The organism is Polymorphobacter sp. (assembly GCF_048007885.1).
In the GTDB taxonomy this organism is placed as follows: domain Bacteria; phylum Pseudomonadota; class Alphaproteobacteria; order Sphingomonadales; family Sphingomonadaceae; genus Sandarakinorhabdus.
The window spans coordinates 309,030-324,629 of sequence record NZ_CP180346.1 but is presented as its reverse complement, the minus strand read 5'-3'; the positions used below and the strand labels follow the sequence as shown (position 1 = coordinate 324,629).

Sequence of the window (15,600 nt, the reverse complement as noted above, 5' to 3'; positions counted from 1 at the left end):
CTCAATGCAGGCGGCGGTCCAGCCCGGCGATCGACTCTTCGGTCAGCCGGTCATGCATCGCCTTGTCGGCCCGTGAAGCGATCAGCGTCGCCGCTGCCGCCGTCACCTGCTGTGCAAGCTGGGCCCGAAGCTCAGCTTCCGCGCTCCGCTCGGCAGCGGCAATCTTGGCCTCGGCCGCAGCGGTCCGCCTGGCAATCGTCTCGGCAGCAGCTGCCTCGCTGCTCTTCAGAAGCTCGGCCGCTTCCGTCTCGGCACGCGCGACCATGGCAGCCGCTTCCTTCGTCGCAGCATCAGCCCGTGCCTTGGCATCGGCGAGCAAGGCTTCCGCCTCCGCCCGCAAGCCCTTCGCCTCGTCCAGTTGCCGCCGAACCCCGGCGATCCGCGCATCCAGCGCCTCGGCAATTCGGCCGGGCACCTTGCCGATCACAACCGCCAGAACAAAGAAAATCGCGACCGAAACATAAACCCAGGTCTCGGCTTCCAGCCCAAGCAGCGTCGCCTCGTCATGGGCTTCGTCCGCCGTGCCGGTCATCTCGATCAGTTCAGCACCCTCGGCAGGCGGAACCCCGAACGCGCCCGGCATCTCGACGCCAGTCGCCTCGGGTTCAGAGGTCAGCGTCTCATCCATGTTTCACACTTTCCGCCAGCGCGGCCTGTGCATCGCCCGGCGCAATTTCGATCCCGGCCAGCCGCTTCACGGCATCCGCCGTCAACGCAGCCGCGCTGCTTGCCAGCGCCGCCTCCGCCTCGCTGCGCGCCCGCATCAGACCATCCATGGCCGCACCAGTCTTGGCATCGAGCGCGGCCGAAAGCTCGGCCATGCGCGCCTCAGATGCGCGCGCCGCCTTTTCCCGCGCACCCGCCACAGCCGCCTGCGCCGATTTGCGCGCCTCGGTCATGCCTTCATCATAACGCGTACGGATCTCGTCCGCCGCGCCCTTCGCCTGCTCCGCCGCCGCAAGGTCGCCCGAAACCTGTGTCTCGCGCGCCTCGATTACCCGACCAACCTTTGGCAAGGTCGGCCGGACAACGAAGAAATAAAGCACAGCGAAGATCGCCGCCAGCCAGACCAGCTGTGGCAAGAACGCCGAAGGTTCAAACTGAGGCACGCGATTGTGCCTCAGCCAAATGCGAGCGCGAGCGCCACGACGGCCGCGATCAGACCCAGTGCTTCGGTCACGGCGAAGCCGAAGATCAAACGCGCGCCGAGCTTGTCAGCCGCCGCCGGATTGCGCAGCGCGCCCGACAGAAACATCCCGAAAATCAGGCCCACGCCGATGGCGGCAAAGCCCGCACCCATGGCAGCAAGACCAGCTGCAATCAGCTTGGCAGAGGCGACGTCCATTATAAGTCCTTCCGTTAAAACCAGTTATCAGTGAAGATTGACAGCGTCGTTGAGGTAAATCGAAGCCAGCAGCGCAAATACATAAGCTTGAACCACGGCAATCAGCAGTTCGAGCGCCGTCAGCGCTACGTTGACACCCAGTGGCACCAACCCAAACACATAGGGAAGCGCTTCAAAGCTGCCCAGCGCCACCACGAAACCGCCAAACACCTTCAGCAGGACGTGGCCCGCCGTCATATTGGCGAACAGCCGGATCGCCAGCGTGAACGGCCGCGAGAGGAAGGAAAGAAACTCGATCACTGCCACAAGGGGCAGCACGAACAGCGGCGTGCCCTCGGGGAGGAACAGGGTGAAGAAATGCAGCCCATGCTTGGCAAACCCGACAATCAGCACCAGCGCAAACACAATCGTTGCCAGCCCGAAGGTGACCGCAATATGGCTCGTTGGCGTGAAACTGTGCACAAATGGCACCATGCCAAGCAGGTTGCAGGCAAGCACAAACACGAACAGCGCAAAAATCAGCGGCGCATAGCGCAAACCCTCACGCCCGACATTCTCCCGGAGCATGTCGAGAATGAATTCATAGATATATTCAACAGCCGCCTGCGCACGACCCGGAATGAGTTGCGGCCTCGCCGTCCCGATGAACAGGAAGGCCGCCACGCTCAGCATGGCCAGCAGCATCCACAGCGCGCTGTTGGTGAACGACAGGTCCTGCCCGGCAACGATGATCGGCGCGCCAATCCGCTCGATCTCGAACTGCTGCATCGGGTTGGCCATCTTAGTCCCTATCGTCCTTTTCAACCGGTTCCTGCGCCTGCTTGCGCAACACCGTCCGCAGCCCGGTCGCAAATCCCAGCAGCAACAATCCGATCAGCCCCCAGGGCCCCGTCTCGAATTGCCGGTCGATAAACCAGCCGATGAACCCACCGGCCAGCATCGCCCCGACAAATTCCGTCGCCACGGACCAGCCAGCGCTTTCCGCCCGCTTCGTGCCGTCACGACGCCCCGTCTCAGCCGCCCGGGCAGCCGCGATACGCTTCGCCAGCGCATCTTCAGACGACCCGTCATCAACCAAAATGGGCGAACCCTTCGAAGACCATCGGATGCCGCGCCGCCGCAATTCACGACCAACACCACATCGACCGCCAGCAACATCACGAAAAATGACCTTGCCAAGCGATGGCGCGCGTCTATCCGGCGCCTCTCACCCTGTCAACCGGTAGCGGCTCCGTGGCAGCCCTCAGCGCCACGCGCGTCAGTTGCGCGGCTGCCGGTAACCCTGCCGCCGGCCCTCGCGGTAGCCCTGCTGCTGCCGCTGGTATTGCTGGCGCATCTGCTGCTGCGAGCGCGCCATCGGCCGCTCTACCCTCGCCTGCTGTTGGGGCCGCTCCACACGCTGCGGGCGATCGGCCGTCACAGGAGTGTCGCGCCGATCCTGCCGGAGCTGGCGCCGATCGATGCGGTTGGCCTGCCGCTGCACGTCCAGCTGTTCCCGCGCGATCTGGTTCTCGCGCCGCTCGATCCTGTTGCCTTGCCGCAAGATCTGGTTCTGCTGCCCTTCAAGCTGGTTGCCCCGCACAATCCCGCCGGCAATGCGATTTGAAATGAAACCATTGTCCCGCTGCCAGCGCTGCCGCTGGGCGACGCGCGGCCCCCAATAGGCCTGCTGATGCCGGTTCCAGCCCCGCCTGACACCGCGCCGATCATAAACCCAGTTGCCGACACCGGGATAATAATAGTTCCCGAACCAGCCAAAACCCGCACCGACAAAACCAACCGGCACATAGCGGAACCCGAACGGGTCGCCATAGTAGCGGTCCCACTGGGAATAATAGCCGACATTGTCATAATATCCCGGCGCCCGGCCATAAGAATATGGATCGGTACAAGCCCCAAGGCCAAGGGCGGCAACGGCCACCAGGCCAATCGACAAAAAGCGCTTGTAGAACATCGGCTTCTCCAATCTCATCTGGAAAATTACCGATTTGTTGTTGAACCAAGTCTGAACCCTCAGACCTCGGCCAGAAGCTGCTCGGCTGCCTGCAGATCAACACTGACAAGCTGCGACACACCCGCCTCAGCCATCGTCACCCCATAGAGCCGGTGCATCCGGCTCATCGTCACGGCATTGTGCGTGACGATCAGAAAGCGCGTCGCCGTTTCTGCCGCCATCCGGTCAAGAAGATCGCAGAACCGCTCGACATTCGCGTCATCAAGCGGCGCATCAACCTCATCAAGCACACAGATCGGCGCCGGATTTGCCAGAAACAGCGCAAAGATCAGCGCTGTTGCCGTCAGGGCCTGCTCCCCGCCTGACAGCAGCGTCAGGGATTGCAGCTTCTTGCCCGGCGGCTGTGCCATGATCTCCAGCCCGGCCTCCAGCGGATCTTCGGCATCGATAAGCGCCAGCCGCGCTTCGCCGCCGCCAAAAAGCTCGGTGAACAGCGTCTGGAAATGCCCGTTCACCGCCTCGAATGCCGCCGTCAGTCGCGCCCGCCCCTCGCGGTTCAGGCTGCCGATCGATCCCCGCAGCCGCGCGATCGCCGTTTCCAGTTCGGCCTTTTCAGCAAGGCTCGTCTCGGCCTGTTCGCTCAGTTGCTTCAGCTCGATATCCGCCCGCAGATTGACCGGCCCCAGCCGCTCCCGCTCGGCCAACAGCGCTTCATGTGCCTCGTCAAGCACAGCCACATCCCCGGCAGACACGGCCAGCGCATCAAAATCGAATCGCCCGGCCAAAAGCGGCGGCGATGTCTCGAATTGCTCGCCGCACAGCCGCTCGACCTCGCGCCGCGCCGCGTCCAGATGCTCGGCCTCGGCCCGCGCTGTCGCCCGCGCCTCGCGCGCCGCTGATACCGCCTCGTCCGCCGCCCGCGCCTGCCCCGCCAGCGTCGCCAGCGCCTCCTCAGCAGTTGCCAATGTGTCAGCAGCCGCCGCGCGCGTCGCCTCCGCCGCCTGCATCCGCGTCGCGAGCCCCGCCAATTCCCCGGCAATCGCTTCCAACCGCCCGGCCAGCCCGGCCCGCTCGGCCTCCACCGTTTCGCGTCGCCGCGCCAGCTCGTCCGCCTGGCCGCTGCTCGCCGCCAGCCGGGCCTGCCAGCGCTTGCGCTCGGTGTCGATCGCATGGGTCCGTTCGGTAACGGCAGCAGCCTCCCGAGCGCGCCCGTCCACGGCCGCCTGTGCCGCCGCCAGCGCACTGCGCATCTTGTCAGCATCCGCCCGCGCCCCAGCCAGCGCTTCCGAACGTGCCGCCAGCACCGTCGGCTCGGGAACCGCAGCCGCAGCCGCTGCCGCCTCGGCAGCCGCTGTGCTGCGTTCCTCCTCAAGCCGTGCCGCTGCGGCCTCAAGGCTTGCCGCCTCCCCCGCCAGCCGGCTCGCTGCCGTCTCCGCTGCCGCCAGCCTGGCGCGCGCCTCGGCCAGCGCCCGCGCCGCGCCGTCCCGCGCCGCTCGCGCAGCCCGCTCGATCTCGGCCGCAGCGCCTGCCGCCGCCACCGCCGTCTCAAGCCGCGCCGTCGCAGCCGCCTGCGCTGCCTCCCCGCGCGCCACCTCGGCTGCCACTTCGCTGGCGCGCCGCCGCGCCCTCAACCTTGCCGCCGCCGCAGCACCTGCCCCCTCCGCGCCGCCCACATCCCGAAAGCCGTCCCAGCGCCAAAGCTGCCCATCGGCGCTGACCAGCCGCTGGCCCGGCCGCAGCTTCGGCCACAGCGCGGCCGCATCGCCGGGTGCAACCATGCCCACCTGCGCAAGCCGCCGCGCCAGCGCCGCCGGAGCCCGCACATGCGCCGCCAGCGGCCGCACGCCCTCGGGCAATGCCGGATCGTCGGTCGCCGTGGTTTCCTCCCAAAAGCGCGCGCCGGCCTCAGCGCCCGCCAGCCCGGCATCAATGGCGTCGCCAAGCGCTGCCGCCAGCGCCGCCTCAAAGCCGGCATCGGTCTCGATCAGATCCGCCACCCTTGGGCCACCTGCCGACGCATCCGCCGCCAAGCGCCGCGCCAGCGCCTCGCCCTCGGCCTTGAGGCCTGCCAGCGCCGCACGCGCCGCCGAAAGTGCTTCGGCCGCCGCCTCGCGCGCCGCAGTCGCCGCCGGCCGCGCCGCCTCGGCCGCCGCCAGCGCCTCATCGGCCGCCACAGCCTCATCCTCGGCGCCCTGCACGGCTGCAGCCAACGCCTCGGTTTCCGGCAGCGGCGCCAGCTTCGCGCGCCGCGCCGCCAGTGTCTGCGCCTCGCTTGCCAGCCGGTCACAGCGCGCCTGCGCTGTGCGTGCTGCCTCCGCCAGCGTCCGCGCCTCGGCCGCCGCCGCCGCATGGGCATCAAGCGCGCTGCTCAGCGCCGCCTCCGCCGTCGCAGCCGCCGTGCCTGCCTCAGCCGCCTGCGCGCGCAGCGCCGGCAGTGCCGCCTCAGCTGCCGAACGCACCTGGCCCAGCGCGTCTGCCTCCTCCACCAGCGCCACTTCGGCCGCAGCCGCATCATCCGCCAGCCCCGCTTCGCGCGCCGCGTCGCGGGCAATCGTCGCCAATTGGCCAGCCAGCGCCTCGCTGCGCGCCTTGCCGGTGGCGGCTTCGGCTTCCAGCAGCGCCCGGGCCTGACGCAGCGCCTGAACGCCCGCGCCCGCCTCCGCCTCGGCCTGGCGCAGCGCAGGCAGCCCCGCCTGCGCATCCGCCACCTGCCCCGCCAGCACTGCAGCTGCACGCGCAAGAGTTCGTGGCCGTCTCATCAGCCGCCCTTGCCGCCGCGGCCGCCGCCGTCGCCGCATCGCGCGCGGCCAGCCAGCGCGCATACATCAGCTTGGCTTCGGCCCCCTTCAGCGCCTCGGAAATCGCCCGGTAGCGCTCGGCCACCCGCGCCTGCCGCTTCAGCGCGCCAATCTGCGCCTCCAGCGCCTTCACCACATCATCAAGCCGCAGCAGATTGGCCTCGGCCGCCCGCAGCCTGATCTCGGCTTCGCGGCGGCGCACATGCAGGCCGGCGATGCCCGCGGCCTCCTCCAGCAGCGCCCGCCGCTCGACAGGCTTGGCCGAAATGATCGTGCTGATGCGCCCTTGTCCGACAATCGCCGGAGAGTGCGCGCCGGTCGCGCTGTCGGCAAAGAGCAGCCTGATGTCCTGCGCACGGCTGTCGCGCCCGTTCATCCGATAGTCCGAGCCAGCGCCGCGCTCGATCCGCCGCGCTACCTCGATTTCCTCGCCCGCCGCCCCTGCCAGACCAAGCGTCACCTGCGCAAAGCTGCGCGCCGGCCGGCTGCCGGTGCCCGCAAAAATCACATCGTCCATGCCGCCCGATCGCATCGACTTGGGCGAGGCCTCGCCCATCACCCAGCGCAGCGCTTCCAGCAAATTGGACTTTCCGCAGCCATTGGGGCCAACCACACCAGTCAGCCCCGGCTCGATCCTGAGCTCGGTCGGCTCGACAAAGGACTTGAAGCCCGCCAGCCTGAGCCGCCTGAATTCCAAGGCCCGACCCCCCTTTCCGCGCCTTACTTGAGCGCCGCGATCAGCTTGGGCTCAAGCGTCTTCCAGTCATAGACGCCGTCCTGCGTCTCCTCGTTGATGACAAAGCCCGGCGTACCCGTCAGCTTGTACTTCTCGGTTGCCTGGGTGCGCAGGTCGGCCACCACCTTGAGCGCCTCCGGATCGCTCAGACAGGCCTCGAACTTCGCTCTGGGAATGCCGCGCGTGCGCACATAGTCATCAAGTTCGCCGGCCTCCGCCATCGCCGCCATCTGCTGGTCCTGCGGCAGCGCCGTCAGCGCCTGGCTCTGCTCGGGCGTCAGCTTGGTGAAAGGCTCGACCCAAGTGGCCTGATCATTGAAGAAGGCGTTGAGCAGCCCGAAGAACGGCCCCGGCCCCTGGCAACGCGCCAGCATGGTGGCGGCATAGTCCGGCCCGTTCAGCACGAAATTGCGAAACTCATAGGAAACGTCGCCGCTTGCCACATAGCGGTTCTTGATGATCTCGGCCGCCTCGGCGTGAAAATCCTTGCAATGCGGGCAGGTGAGCGAGGCAAATTCGACCAGCTTCACCTTGGCATCGGGGTTGCCCATCAAAAAGCCACCCTCGGGCGTCAGCGTCACCATCTCGGTCCATTTGCTGCCCTCGGGCAACGTCACCTCGGCCCCGTCCGCCAGCACAGCCTCGCCCGGCACACCGGCCGCCGCATCGCCTGCCGGCGTGGCCGCCTTTTCCTCGCTGCAGGCCGCCAGTGCCAGCGCAACCCCGGCCATCAGAACAACGCGCATGAACTCTCCCATCAAAAAAATCGCTCGCCAATCTTCTAGGCCAAAGCGCCCGCCAGCGACAAGCTAGCGCCCCTTCATCGCTTCCACCAGCTTTGGCTCGAGCGCCTGCCAGTCAAAAACACCCGGAACCACGCTGTCATTCAACACAAAGGTCGGCGTTCCTTCCAGGCGATAGCGCTCAACCGCCTCGGCCCGCGTCCGGGCCAGCCGCTCGATCGCCGCCCGGTCCGCCAGACAGGTCCGTGCGGCCGACGTCTCGACCCCATGCCTCTCGACCCAGCGATCAAGCCCGCCAAGCTCGGCCAGCTTCACGAACTGCGCCTCGGGTTGAAGGTCCCGCAGCCCGGCCATGGCGTCGGGCGACACTTTGGTGAACGGCTCCAGCCACACCGCCTGCAGATCGAAAAACGCATCGAGCAGCTTCGCCTGCCGCGCCGCCGGCAGGCAGGCCGCGATCAGGGAGGCCGCATAATCCGCGCCGTTGCGCACAAAGCTCCGGAACTCGTAGGAAACCTTGCCGCTGCGAAGATAACGCGCCTTCAGCCCCGGAACGCCTGCTGCATGAAACGTGGCACAGTGCGAACAGGTCAGCGAGCCAAACTCGACCAGCTTCAATTCGGCTGCCGGATTGCCAATCAACAGCCCGCCGCGCGGTGTCACGCTCAGCGTTTCGGCCCAATTGGCCTCCTGCGCCATCACCGGCGCGGCGAGCGCAGCGGCCAGCAATGTCCCCATCAAAACCCGCATCAAAACCCCTTTCAACCCACCGCCAGTCACTCGATCACTGGCGGACCATCCTTCTCCGCCAGGGCCCGCGCCAGCGCCTCCAGCGTCGCACGCAAGCCCGGATCCTCGATATCGCGCAGCGTCGATGTGGTCTCATCGCTCAGCCGGGCCGGTGCGCGCGGCGCCGGCGGCGCCGGCGCTGCCTCGATATCGCCGTGGCGGAGCCGCAGCTTCGCCACCGCACCATGCCCCAACACACGGTTCACCCGCTCGATGATCTGCGGCTCGACATGGCGCAACATCGGCGCCAGCGCCCCGGTAATGGCAATCTCCAGCGTGCCCCCCGCCTTCTCGCCCCGCGCAAACTTCAGCGCCTCCGGGCGGGAATGCCGGGCATAGCTTGGCCCGACAATCTCGCTCCAGCGCGCCATCAGCGCGCCCTGTGCATAGCCCATCCGGCGAAAGCCGGGGCCGCCAACAGCGGGCAACACATCAGCCACGCGCCGCGCGCCGTTCCGCCGGCGGGGTGCGTCCGCCTCATGATCCGAGTCTCTGGCCATCACAGTCATCATGCCATAGCAACAAGGCCATGCCCACGGCGACAGAGTCATTGCTCAGCTGGTATGCCGAAAACGCGCGCACCCTGCCGTGGCGCCGCGCGCCCGGCGATCCGCTGCCGCAAGACCCGGACTGGCCCTACCGCGTCTGGCTCTCCGAAGTCATGCTCCAGCAAACCACCGTCGAGGCCGTCAAGCCCTATTTCGCCGCCTTCACCAGCCGCTGGCCAAGCGTCACCGCGCTCGCCGCCGCCGCCGATGATGAAGTCATGCACGCCTGGGCCGGGCTCGGCTATTACGCACGTGCCCGCAACCTTCTCGCCTGCGCCCGCACCGTCGCCTCGCAGCACGGCGGCCACTTCCCAAAAACTGAAGCAGAACTGCTCCAGCTTCCCGGCCTCGGCCCCTATTCGGCCGCCGCCATCGCCGCCTTCGCCTTTGGCGTGCGCGCCATCATCATCGACGGCAATATCGAGCGCGTCATCGCGCGGGTCGCCAACATCCATGACCCCCTGCCCGCCGCCCGCAAAGCAATCGCCGAAACGCTCGAAACCCTGACCCCAACCAGCCTCGCCGCTGCCGATTTCGCGCAAGGCCTGATGGATCTTGGCCGCCGCCACTGCATGCCCAAGCGCCCGAACTGCCCCGCCTGTCCGCTACAGCCTCATTGCCGCGCGGAAACTCCCGAAAACCTGCCCATAAAGGCCGCCAAACGCATCCGTCCGACCCGCCAAGGCGTCGCCTGGTGGCTGGAATGCGACGGCGAAATCCTCACCATCACCCGCCCCGCCAAGGGCCTGCTCGGCGGCATGACCGCGCTGCCGAGCACCGATTGGACCGAACACCCCCCGAATGCCCTCCGCCACATCCCGGAGACTGGCGCGCGCTCGGTCAGATCACCCATGGCTTCACCCATTTCGAGCTACAGCTCACGGTAAAAGCCCTGCAGATCGCCCGAAAACCTGCCATTGTCGGCACATGGCGACCCCGAGACACTGTCAGCCGGGGCCTGCCGACCGTCTTTGCCAAAGCCGCCACCCTGGCGCTCGCCACACTGGACCCATGATGAGCCTGTTCGATACCCCCAGCCCCCCCGTCACCGGCCTCACCGGCTCCCCGCTTGACCGTGCCGACCATATCCGGCGCGACCCCAGCGCCGCCATCGCGGTGCGCAGCCGTCCCGATGCGCGCTGGCTCGTGCTCGATGACCTGAAGCCCCTGCTCACCGCCGATCCCAAGCCCGAACTCTTCTGGGCCCACCGCTCGGACATCCCCCACAATGCGCCAAGCGTCTTCCTCGGCCTTACGCCAGACGGCGCGCCCCGCTTCGCCGCCGCCGCCCCCGCAGCCGATCTCATCGCCGATTATGGTGGCCGCCTGCTCGATGCACGCGCCGCCGCCATGTTGCTCGAAAATGGCCGCGCCGCCATCCTCGCCCAGGCACGTTCGCTGCTGGCCTGGCACGCCCGCCACGGACATTGCAGCCATTGCGGCGCCCCCACCCAGATCGCCAAGGCCGGCTATGCCCGCACCTGCCACGCCTGCCATGCCGAGCATTTCCCGCGCACCGATCCGGTCGTCATCATGCTCGCCGTCCACAAGGACCATGCGCTCGTCGGCCGCCAGCCGGGCTTCCCGCCGCGCCTGTTCTCGGCGCTGGCCGGCTTTCTCGAGCCCGGCGAAAACATCGAGGAAGCCGTCGCCCGCGAGCTGCATGAGGAAGCTGGCATCATCACCACCGATGTGCGCTATCTCGCCAGCCAGCCATGGCCCTTCCCCAGCTCGCTGATGATCGCCTGCTTTGCCAAGGCGAAAGCGGCCGAACTTACCCTTGATTTCGACGAGCTTGAAGAGGCCCGCTGGGTCACAAGGGCCGAGGTCCTCGCAGCTCTGGGCGGCAGTGGCGACTGGCTCGCCCCACCGCCCATGGCGATTGCCCATACGCTGCTCAAGGCCTGGGCCGAAGCAAGCTAGCAGCCCCTACTCCGCTGCCTGCCGGGCCTCGCAAACCAGGGCCGTCGCTTTCTCCGGCGGCATCGGCCTACCGAAGAAATAACCCTGCATCTGTTCACAGCCGAGTTCGCGGCAGATATCGACCTCGGCGCGCGTCTCGGTGCCTTCCGCAGTCGTGGTCATGCCCAGCGAATGCGCCAGATGCACGATCGCCTCGATGATCGCGCTCGCCTCGGTGCCCTTGCCAGCACGCGACACGAAGCTGCGATCGATCTTGATGCGGCTGAACGCAGCCTTTTGCAGATAGCCCATCGCCGAATAGCCAGTGCCAAAGTCATCGAGGGCAAAATGCACGCCGAGCATTCCCAGCGCCTTCATCCGCGCCGCCATCGCCGGCGTCTCGACCAGAAACAGCCGCTCGGTGATCTCAAGTTCGAGGCGCGCCGCAGCAACGCCCGTCTCGGCCAGCGCTGCCTCGATGACCGGGATCAACGCCTCATCCTCCAGCTGCGCCGGCGAAAGGTTCACCGCCACGCTGATATCGGCCGGCCAGCGCGCCGCCCAGCGCAGCGCCTCCCTGATCACCCAATGACCAAGCGGCACGATCAGCCCGCTCTCCTCCGCAATCGGAATGAACCTGTCCGGCCCGACCCGGCCCAGTTCGGGGTGATCCCAGCGCAACAACGCCTCAAAACCGATCACCCGCTCGTCAACGGCCGCCACAACGGGCTGAAACGCCAGCGAAAACTGGCCAGCCTCGAGCGCGCCCGCCAGCGCCTTTTCCAGCCCGCGCCGCTCCTCGGCGCGCGCCCGGATCGCCGGCGCAAACCGGCAGGCCCGCCCCCGACCGGCCGATTTTGCCTCATAAAGCGCAAGGTCAGCGCTCTTGAGCAATATCTCCCCGTCGCCGTCTTCCTCGCCAGCCAGCACCCAGCCCAGGCTGGCACCCGTCTGCACCTGCTGCTGGCCTGCCATGAACGGCTCGCCCATCGCCCGCACCAGCCTGTCAGCCAGGCTCGCGCCAAAGCTGTCGTCGCCGGCTGACAGCACCGCAAACTCATCGCCGCCAAGCCGCGCCACCATGGCCTCGGGACCAGCCACCTCGCGCAGTCGCGCCGCCACCGCGATCAGCAGCCGGTCGCCCGCCGCATGGCCAAGCTGGTCGTTGATGCGCTTGAAATAGTCGAGGTCGACCAGCAGCAGCAGCGGCCGGTCCTGTTTCCCCAGCATCTCATCAAGCGCCTCCTGAAACAGTGTCCTGTTGGCCAGGCCGGTCAGTGGATCGAAACGGGCCAGCATCGCGATCCGTTCCTGCGAGCGCTTCACCTCGGTCACGTCGCGCCCGACCCCGCGAAAACCAGCAAAACGACCCTCGAAATCGAACTTTGGCGTGCCCGAGAGCGCCCACCAGCGCTGCTCCTCACCCACGCGTACCGAGATCACCACGTCACGAAACGCGGCCTGCTCGCGGAAGATGCGCCGCAAATGGCTCCGCTGCCCGGCATCCTCGGCGCCGGCCAGCTGGCCGATCGTTCGCCCCAGCAGCGACGCACGGTCCCGGCGCGACACCTCGCACAGGCGCCGCGACACATGGGTCAGACAGCCATGTTCATCAACTTCGAGTAGAAAGTCCGAGCCATTTGCCTCGAATTCATGGAGCAGAAGCCGCACAACCTCGCCTTGTTCGCGCAACGCCTCCTGCGTGCGCATCCGCGCCATCAGTGCCGATGTCGTTACCAGCACCCCGCGCACGATCACCAGCCAATAGGTCGCCAGTGCCACGACGACGGGCGCTGTCCAGACAAGCGAATCCGCCGGCAGTGCAACCATGATGCCGAGCCCGATCAGGCTTATCGTCGCGATCCCGCACACGGGCATGATCGCAGCGGCAAAGCCACTAGCGCCCATCGCCACAATCGAGAGCAAAAGGATCAGGCCCTGCCCGGCATCCCCGGCTTCGGCCGCCATGACCACGCTCATCGCCGCCCATAACACGCCAAAGGTAAGAACTTCAGCCGTCACCAGCCAGAAATGAAACGCTGATGCCTGCTCCGTCGCGCCCTGCTTCTTTGTGCGCCGAAACCGGACGATCCAGAGCACGGAAAGCCCACCCAGAACCGTCGCCCAGACACTGAGAAAATCGCGCCGCGGATGATCGCCGAGCACATTGGCGAGCATCAGCACATTGACCATCATCAGCGCCACATTGAAGGGCACATAGCGGTTGAGGGCAGCAAGCTGGGCCGCCCGCACGCGCGCAAAAGGGGTCAGTGCCCTGACCAAAGCCAAAGACCTGCGTCCAATCGACCGTCTGGCTCGCCGCCAACGGCGGGCGGAACATCATTGACATGCCAATCTCCCCACCGGGACCACAATCCGCGACCTGGTGACACAGCAAAAAACGGCCATCGGGAACCCTGCTTTAACCGTCACGCCGCAGCGGCTTGGCATGGCCGCAAATGTTCTCTAATCGTTCGCCATGAGCAGCGCTCCCCAGTCCGCGCCCGAACCGCCCTGGCTTCAAGGCCTCAATGCTCCCCAACGCGAGGCTGTCATCACCATTGAAGGGCCGGTCCTCATTCTGGCGGGCGCCGGCACGGGAAAGACCCGCGCGCTCACCGCCCGCCTCGCACAAATCCTTCACAGCCGCCGCGCATGGCCGTCGCAGATCCTCGCCGTCACCTTCACCAACAAGGCCGCGCGCGAGATGCGCCACCGTACCGAGCAGCTTCTGGGGCCGATGAGCGAAGGCCTGCCCTGGCTCGGCACCTTTCATGCCGTAGCCGCCCGCATGCTGCGCCGCCATGCAGCCCTTGCCGGTCTCGAAGCCAGTTTCACCATCCTCGACACCGATGATCAGCTCCGCCTGCTCAAGCAGGTCATCATCGAAGCCGGGCTGGAGGAAAAGCGCTGGCCAGCCAAGCAACTCGCCGGCCTCGATCGATCGCTGGAAGAACCGTGGCCTGACCCCCGACAAGCTCGAACAGGCTGATGCCCACAGCTTTGCAGATGGCAAGGCGCAGGCCCTTTATGCCCGCTATCAGGCAAGGCTCGCGGCCCTCAATGCTGCGGATTTCGGGGACCTGCTGCTGCATATGCTGACCATCTTCACACAGCACCCCGATGTGCTGGCGAGCTATCAGGAGCAATTCCGCTACATCCTCGTCGACGAATATCAAGATACCAACATCGCCCAGTATCTCTGGCTGAAAGCGCTGGCCGGCAGCCGCCACAACATCGCCTGCGTGGGCGATGATGACCAGTCGATCTACAGCTGGCGCGGTGCCGAGGTCGCCAACATCCTGCGCTTCGAGCATGATTTTCCCGGCGCGGTGATGATCCGGCTCGAGCAGAATTATCGCTCCCGTGGCAACATCCTGGCGGCTGCAAACGGCCTCATCGCACATAACAGCAATCGGCTGGGCAAAACCTTGCGCACCGACGCAGCGGACGGCGAGCCAGTGCATGTCATCAGCGTCTGGGATGCCCCCGAAGAGGCCCGCCACGTTGCCGACCGCGCCGAGCGGCTGGCCCGCGACGGTGTCTCGCTCAATGACATGGCGATCCTGGTGCGCGCCCGAGCACCAGACGCGCGAGTTCGAAGACCGCTTCATCGCCATCGGCCTGCCCTACAAGATCGTCGGCGGCTTCCGCTTTTATGAACGGGCAGAGATCCGCGATGCACTCGCCTATCTCCGTCTGATCGCCAGCCCCAACGACGCACTTGCCTTCGAGCGCATCATCAACACGCCGCGCCGCGGGCTGGGCAACAAGGCCATGGCAAGCCTGCATCATATGGCCCGTTTGCTCGATCGCCCGCTCCCCGAAGCAGCGCGCGAACTGGTCGAAACCGACGAGATCACGCCCGCAGCCCGACGGGGCCTCAAGGGCCTGCTGGCAGACCTCAGCCGCTGGCGCGCCCAGTCCGGTACCACGCCGCACCCGGAGCTTGCGCGGATCATTCTCGAGGAATTCGGGCTATGTCGCCATGCTTCAGGCCGACAAGTTCGCGGAAAGCCCGGGCCGGCTCGACAATCTCACAGGAGCTCACGCGCGCGATGGAAGATTATCCCTCGCTCGTCAGCTTCCTCGAACATGTCAGCCTGGTCATGGACAATGAATGCCGGTCGGATGCCTCCGAAGGCTCAGCCATCATGACCCTGCATGCCGCCAAGGGACTTGAATTCGATCACGTCTTCCTGCCCGGCTGGGAGGAGGGCCTGTTTCCCAGCCAGCGCGCCCTGGACGAAGGCGGCAACGCCAGCCTCGAGGAGGAACGCCGCCTCGCCTATGTGGGCGTCACTCGTGCGCGCGAAGCCGGCGACAATCCTTCATGCCGCCAACCGCCGCATCTACGGTCAGTGGACCAGCCAGCCATGCCCTCGCGCTTCTCTCGTAGAATTGCCCAAGGCGCATATCGAGGAGACCAGCACCATGACGGGCGGCGCCAGCCTTTGGCGTGCCGCCATTGGCAGCAGCACGCCGTTTGCCGACGCTTTTGCCGATCGGCAGCCCCGTGCCGGTCGCGGCCCCGGCTTTACCCGCGCCGCAGCCTCGCCGATCCCGGCCACGCGCAGCCAGCCAGTCGTCGCGCCGCGCACCACGATCAGCGTTCGTCCGACCACCAGCATCAAACCCGGCGCCCATGTCACCCATCCAAAATTCGGCGGTGGCACCGTCATCGCAGTCGAGGATGACAAGCTCGAGATCGAATTCGCACAGGCGGGCACGCGGCGGGTCGTCGCCAGCTTCGTCGAAGTGGTCGATCCCGATCCAAGCTGACAG

Annotated in this window: 11 protein-coding genes and 3 pseudogenes; 3 read left to right on the top strand and 11 right to left on the bottom strand. The window is 66.7% G+C overall.

Features of this window, described 5'->3' with window-relative positions; genetic code table 11:
- Window position 1: 1 nt before the first annotated feature.
- The 10 genes and pseudogenes from ACMVO5_RS01570 to ACMVO5_RS01525 form a co-directional block, all read right to left on the bottom strand.
- Window positions 2-628, bottom strand: coding sequence for a hypothetical protein (locus tag ACMVO5_RS01570; RefSeq protein WP_416908338.1), 627 nt, complete (start codon window positions 626-628; stop codon window positions 2-4).
- Window positions 621-1,082, bottom strand: a complete 462-nt coding sequence (locus tag ACMVO5_RS01565) for an ATPase (protein WP_416908337.1) — start codon at window positions 1,080-1,082, stop codon at window positions 621-623. Before ACMVO5_RS01565 ends, ACMVO5_RS01570 begins: the two co-directional genes overlap by 8 nt.
- 38 nt (window positions 1,083-1,120) lie before the next feature.
- Complete coding sequence (locus tag ACMVO5_RS01560; protein ID WP_416908336.1) at window positions 1,121-1,345, bottom strand: F0F1 ATP synthase subunit C; 225 nt, start codon at window positions 1,343-1,345, stop codon at window positions 1,121-1,123.
- Between the two features lie 27 nt (window positions 1,346-1,372).
- Window positions 1,373-2,125, bottom strand: coding sequence for a F0F1 ATP synthase subunit A (locus ACMVO5_RS01555; RefSeq protein WP_416908335.1), 753 nt, complete (start codon window positions 2,123-2,125; stop codon window positions 1,373-1,375).
- Window position 2,126: 1 nt separating this feature from the next.
- A complete protein-coding gene (locus tag ACMVO5_RS01550) occupies window positions 2,127-2,309 on the bottom strand; it encodes an AtpZ/AtpI family protein (protein WP_416908334.1) in 183 nt (60 codons plus the stop codon).
- Window positions 2,310-2,603: 294 nt separating this feature from the next.
- Complete coding sequence (locus tag ACMVO5_RS01545) at window positions 2,604-3,299, bottom strand: hypothetical protein (RefSeq protein WP_416908333.1); 696 nt, start codon at window positions 3,297-3,299, stop codon at window positions 2,604-2,606.
- 59 nt (window positions 3,300-3,358) lie between these two features.
- Window positions 3,359-6,794: pseudogene (gene smc, locus ACMVO5_RS01540) on the bottom strand (chromosome segregation protein SMC).
- Between the two features lie 23 nt (window positions 6,795-6,817).
- Window positions 6,818-7,579, bottom strand: coding sequence for a thioredoxin domain-containing protein (locus ACMVO5_RS01535; protein ID WP_416908332.1), 762 nt, complete (start codon window positions 7,577-7,579; stop codon window positions 6,818-6,820).
- A 63-nt stretch (window positions 7,580-7,642) separates the two neighbouring features.
- Window positions 7,643-8,326 (bottom strand): DsbA family protein, encoded by a 684-nt coding sequence (locus ACMVO5_RS01530; protein WP_416908331.1) that lies wholly within the window; start codon window positions 8,324-8,326, stop codon window positions 7,643-7,645.
- A gap of 26 nt (window positions 8,327-8,352) precedes the next feature.
- Window positions 8,353-8,865, bottom strand: coding sequence for a DUF721 domain-containing protein (locus ACMVO5_RS01525; RefSeq protein ID WP_416908330.1), 513 nt, complete (start codon window positions 8,863-8,865; stop codon window positions 8,353-8,355).
- A gap of 29 nt (window positions 8,866-8,894) precedes the next feature.
- On the opposite strand from ACMVO5_RS01525, the pseudogene ACMVO5_RS01520 reads away from it, so the two are divergent.
- Both ACMVO5_RS01520 and nudC read left to right on the top strand, forming a co-directional pair.
- A pseudogene (locus ACMVO5_RS01520) lies at window positions 8,895-9,928 on the top strand (A/G-specific adenine glycosylase).
- A complete protein-coding gene (nudC, locus tag ACMVO5_RS01515) occupies window positions 9,925-10,836 on the top strand; it encodes an NAD(+) diphosphatase (RefSeq protein ID WP_416908329.1) in 912 nt (303 codons plus the stop codon). The pseudogene ACMVO5_RS01520 and the gene nudC overlap by 4 nt, the downstream one beginning before the upstream one ends.
- A gap of 6 nt (window positions 10,837-10,842) precedes the next feature.
- On the opposite strand, the gene ACMVO5_RS01510 is transcribed toward nudC, so the two are convergent.
- The gene (locus ACMVO5_RS01510) at window positions 10,843-13,068 is read right to left on the bottom strand and encodes a putative bifunctional diguanylate cyclase/phosphodiesterase (protein ID WP_416908328.1); all 2,226 of its coding nucleotides are present in this window, start codon (window positions 13,066-13,068) and stop codon (window positions 10,843-10,845) included.
- A 226-nt stretch (window positions 13,069-13,294) separates the two neighbouring features.
- Here ACMVO5_RS01510 and ACMVO5_RS01505 point away from each other — a divergent pair.
- Window positions 13,295-15,597: pseudogene (locus ACMVO5_RS01505) on the top strand (ATP-dependent helicase).
- Window positions 15,598-15,600: the final 3 nt, after the last annotated feature.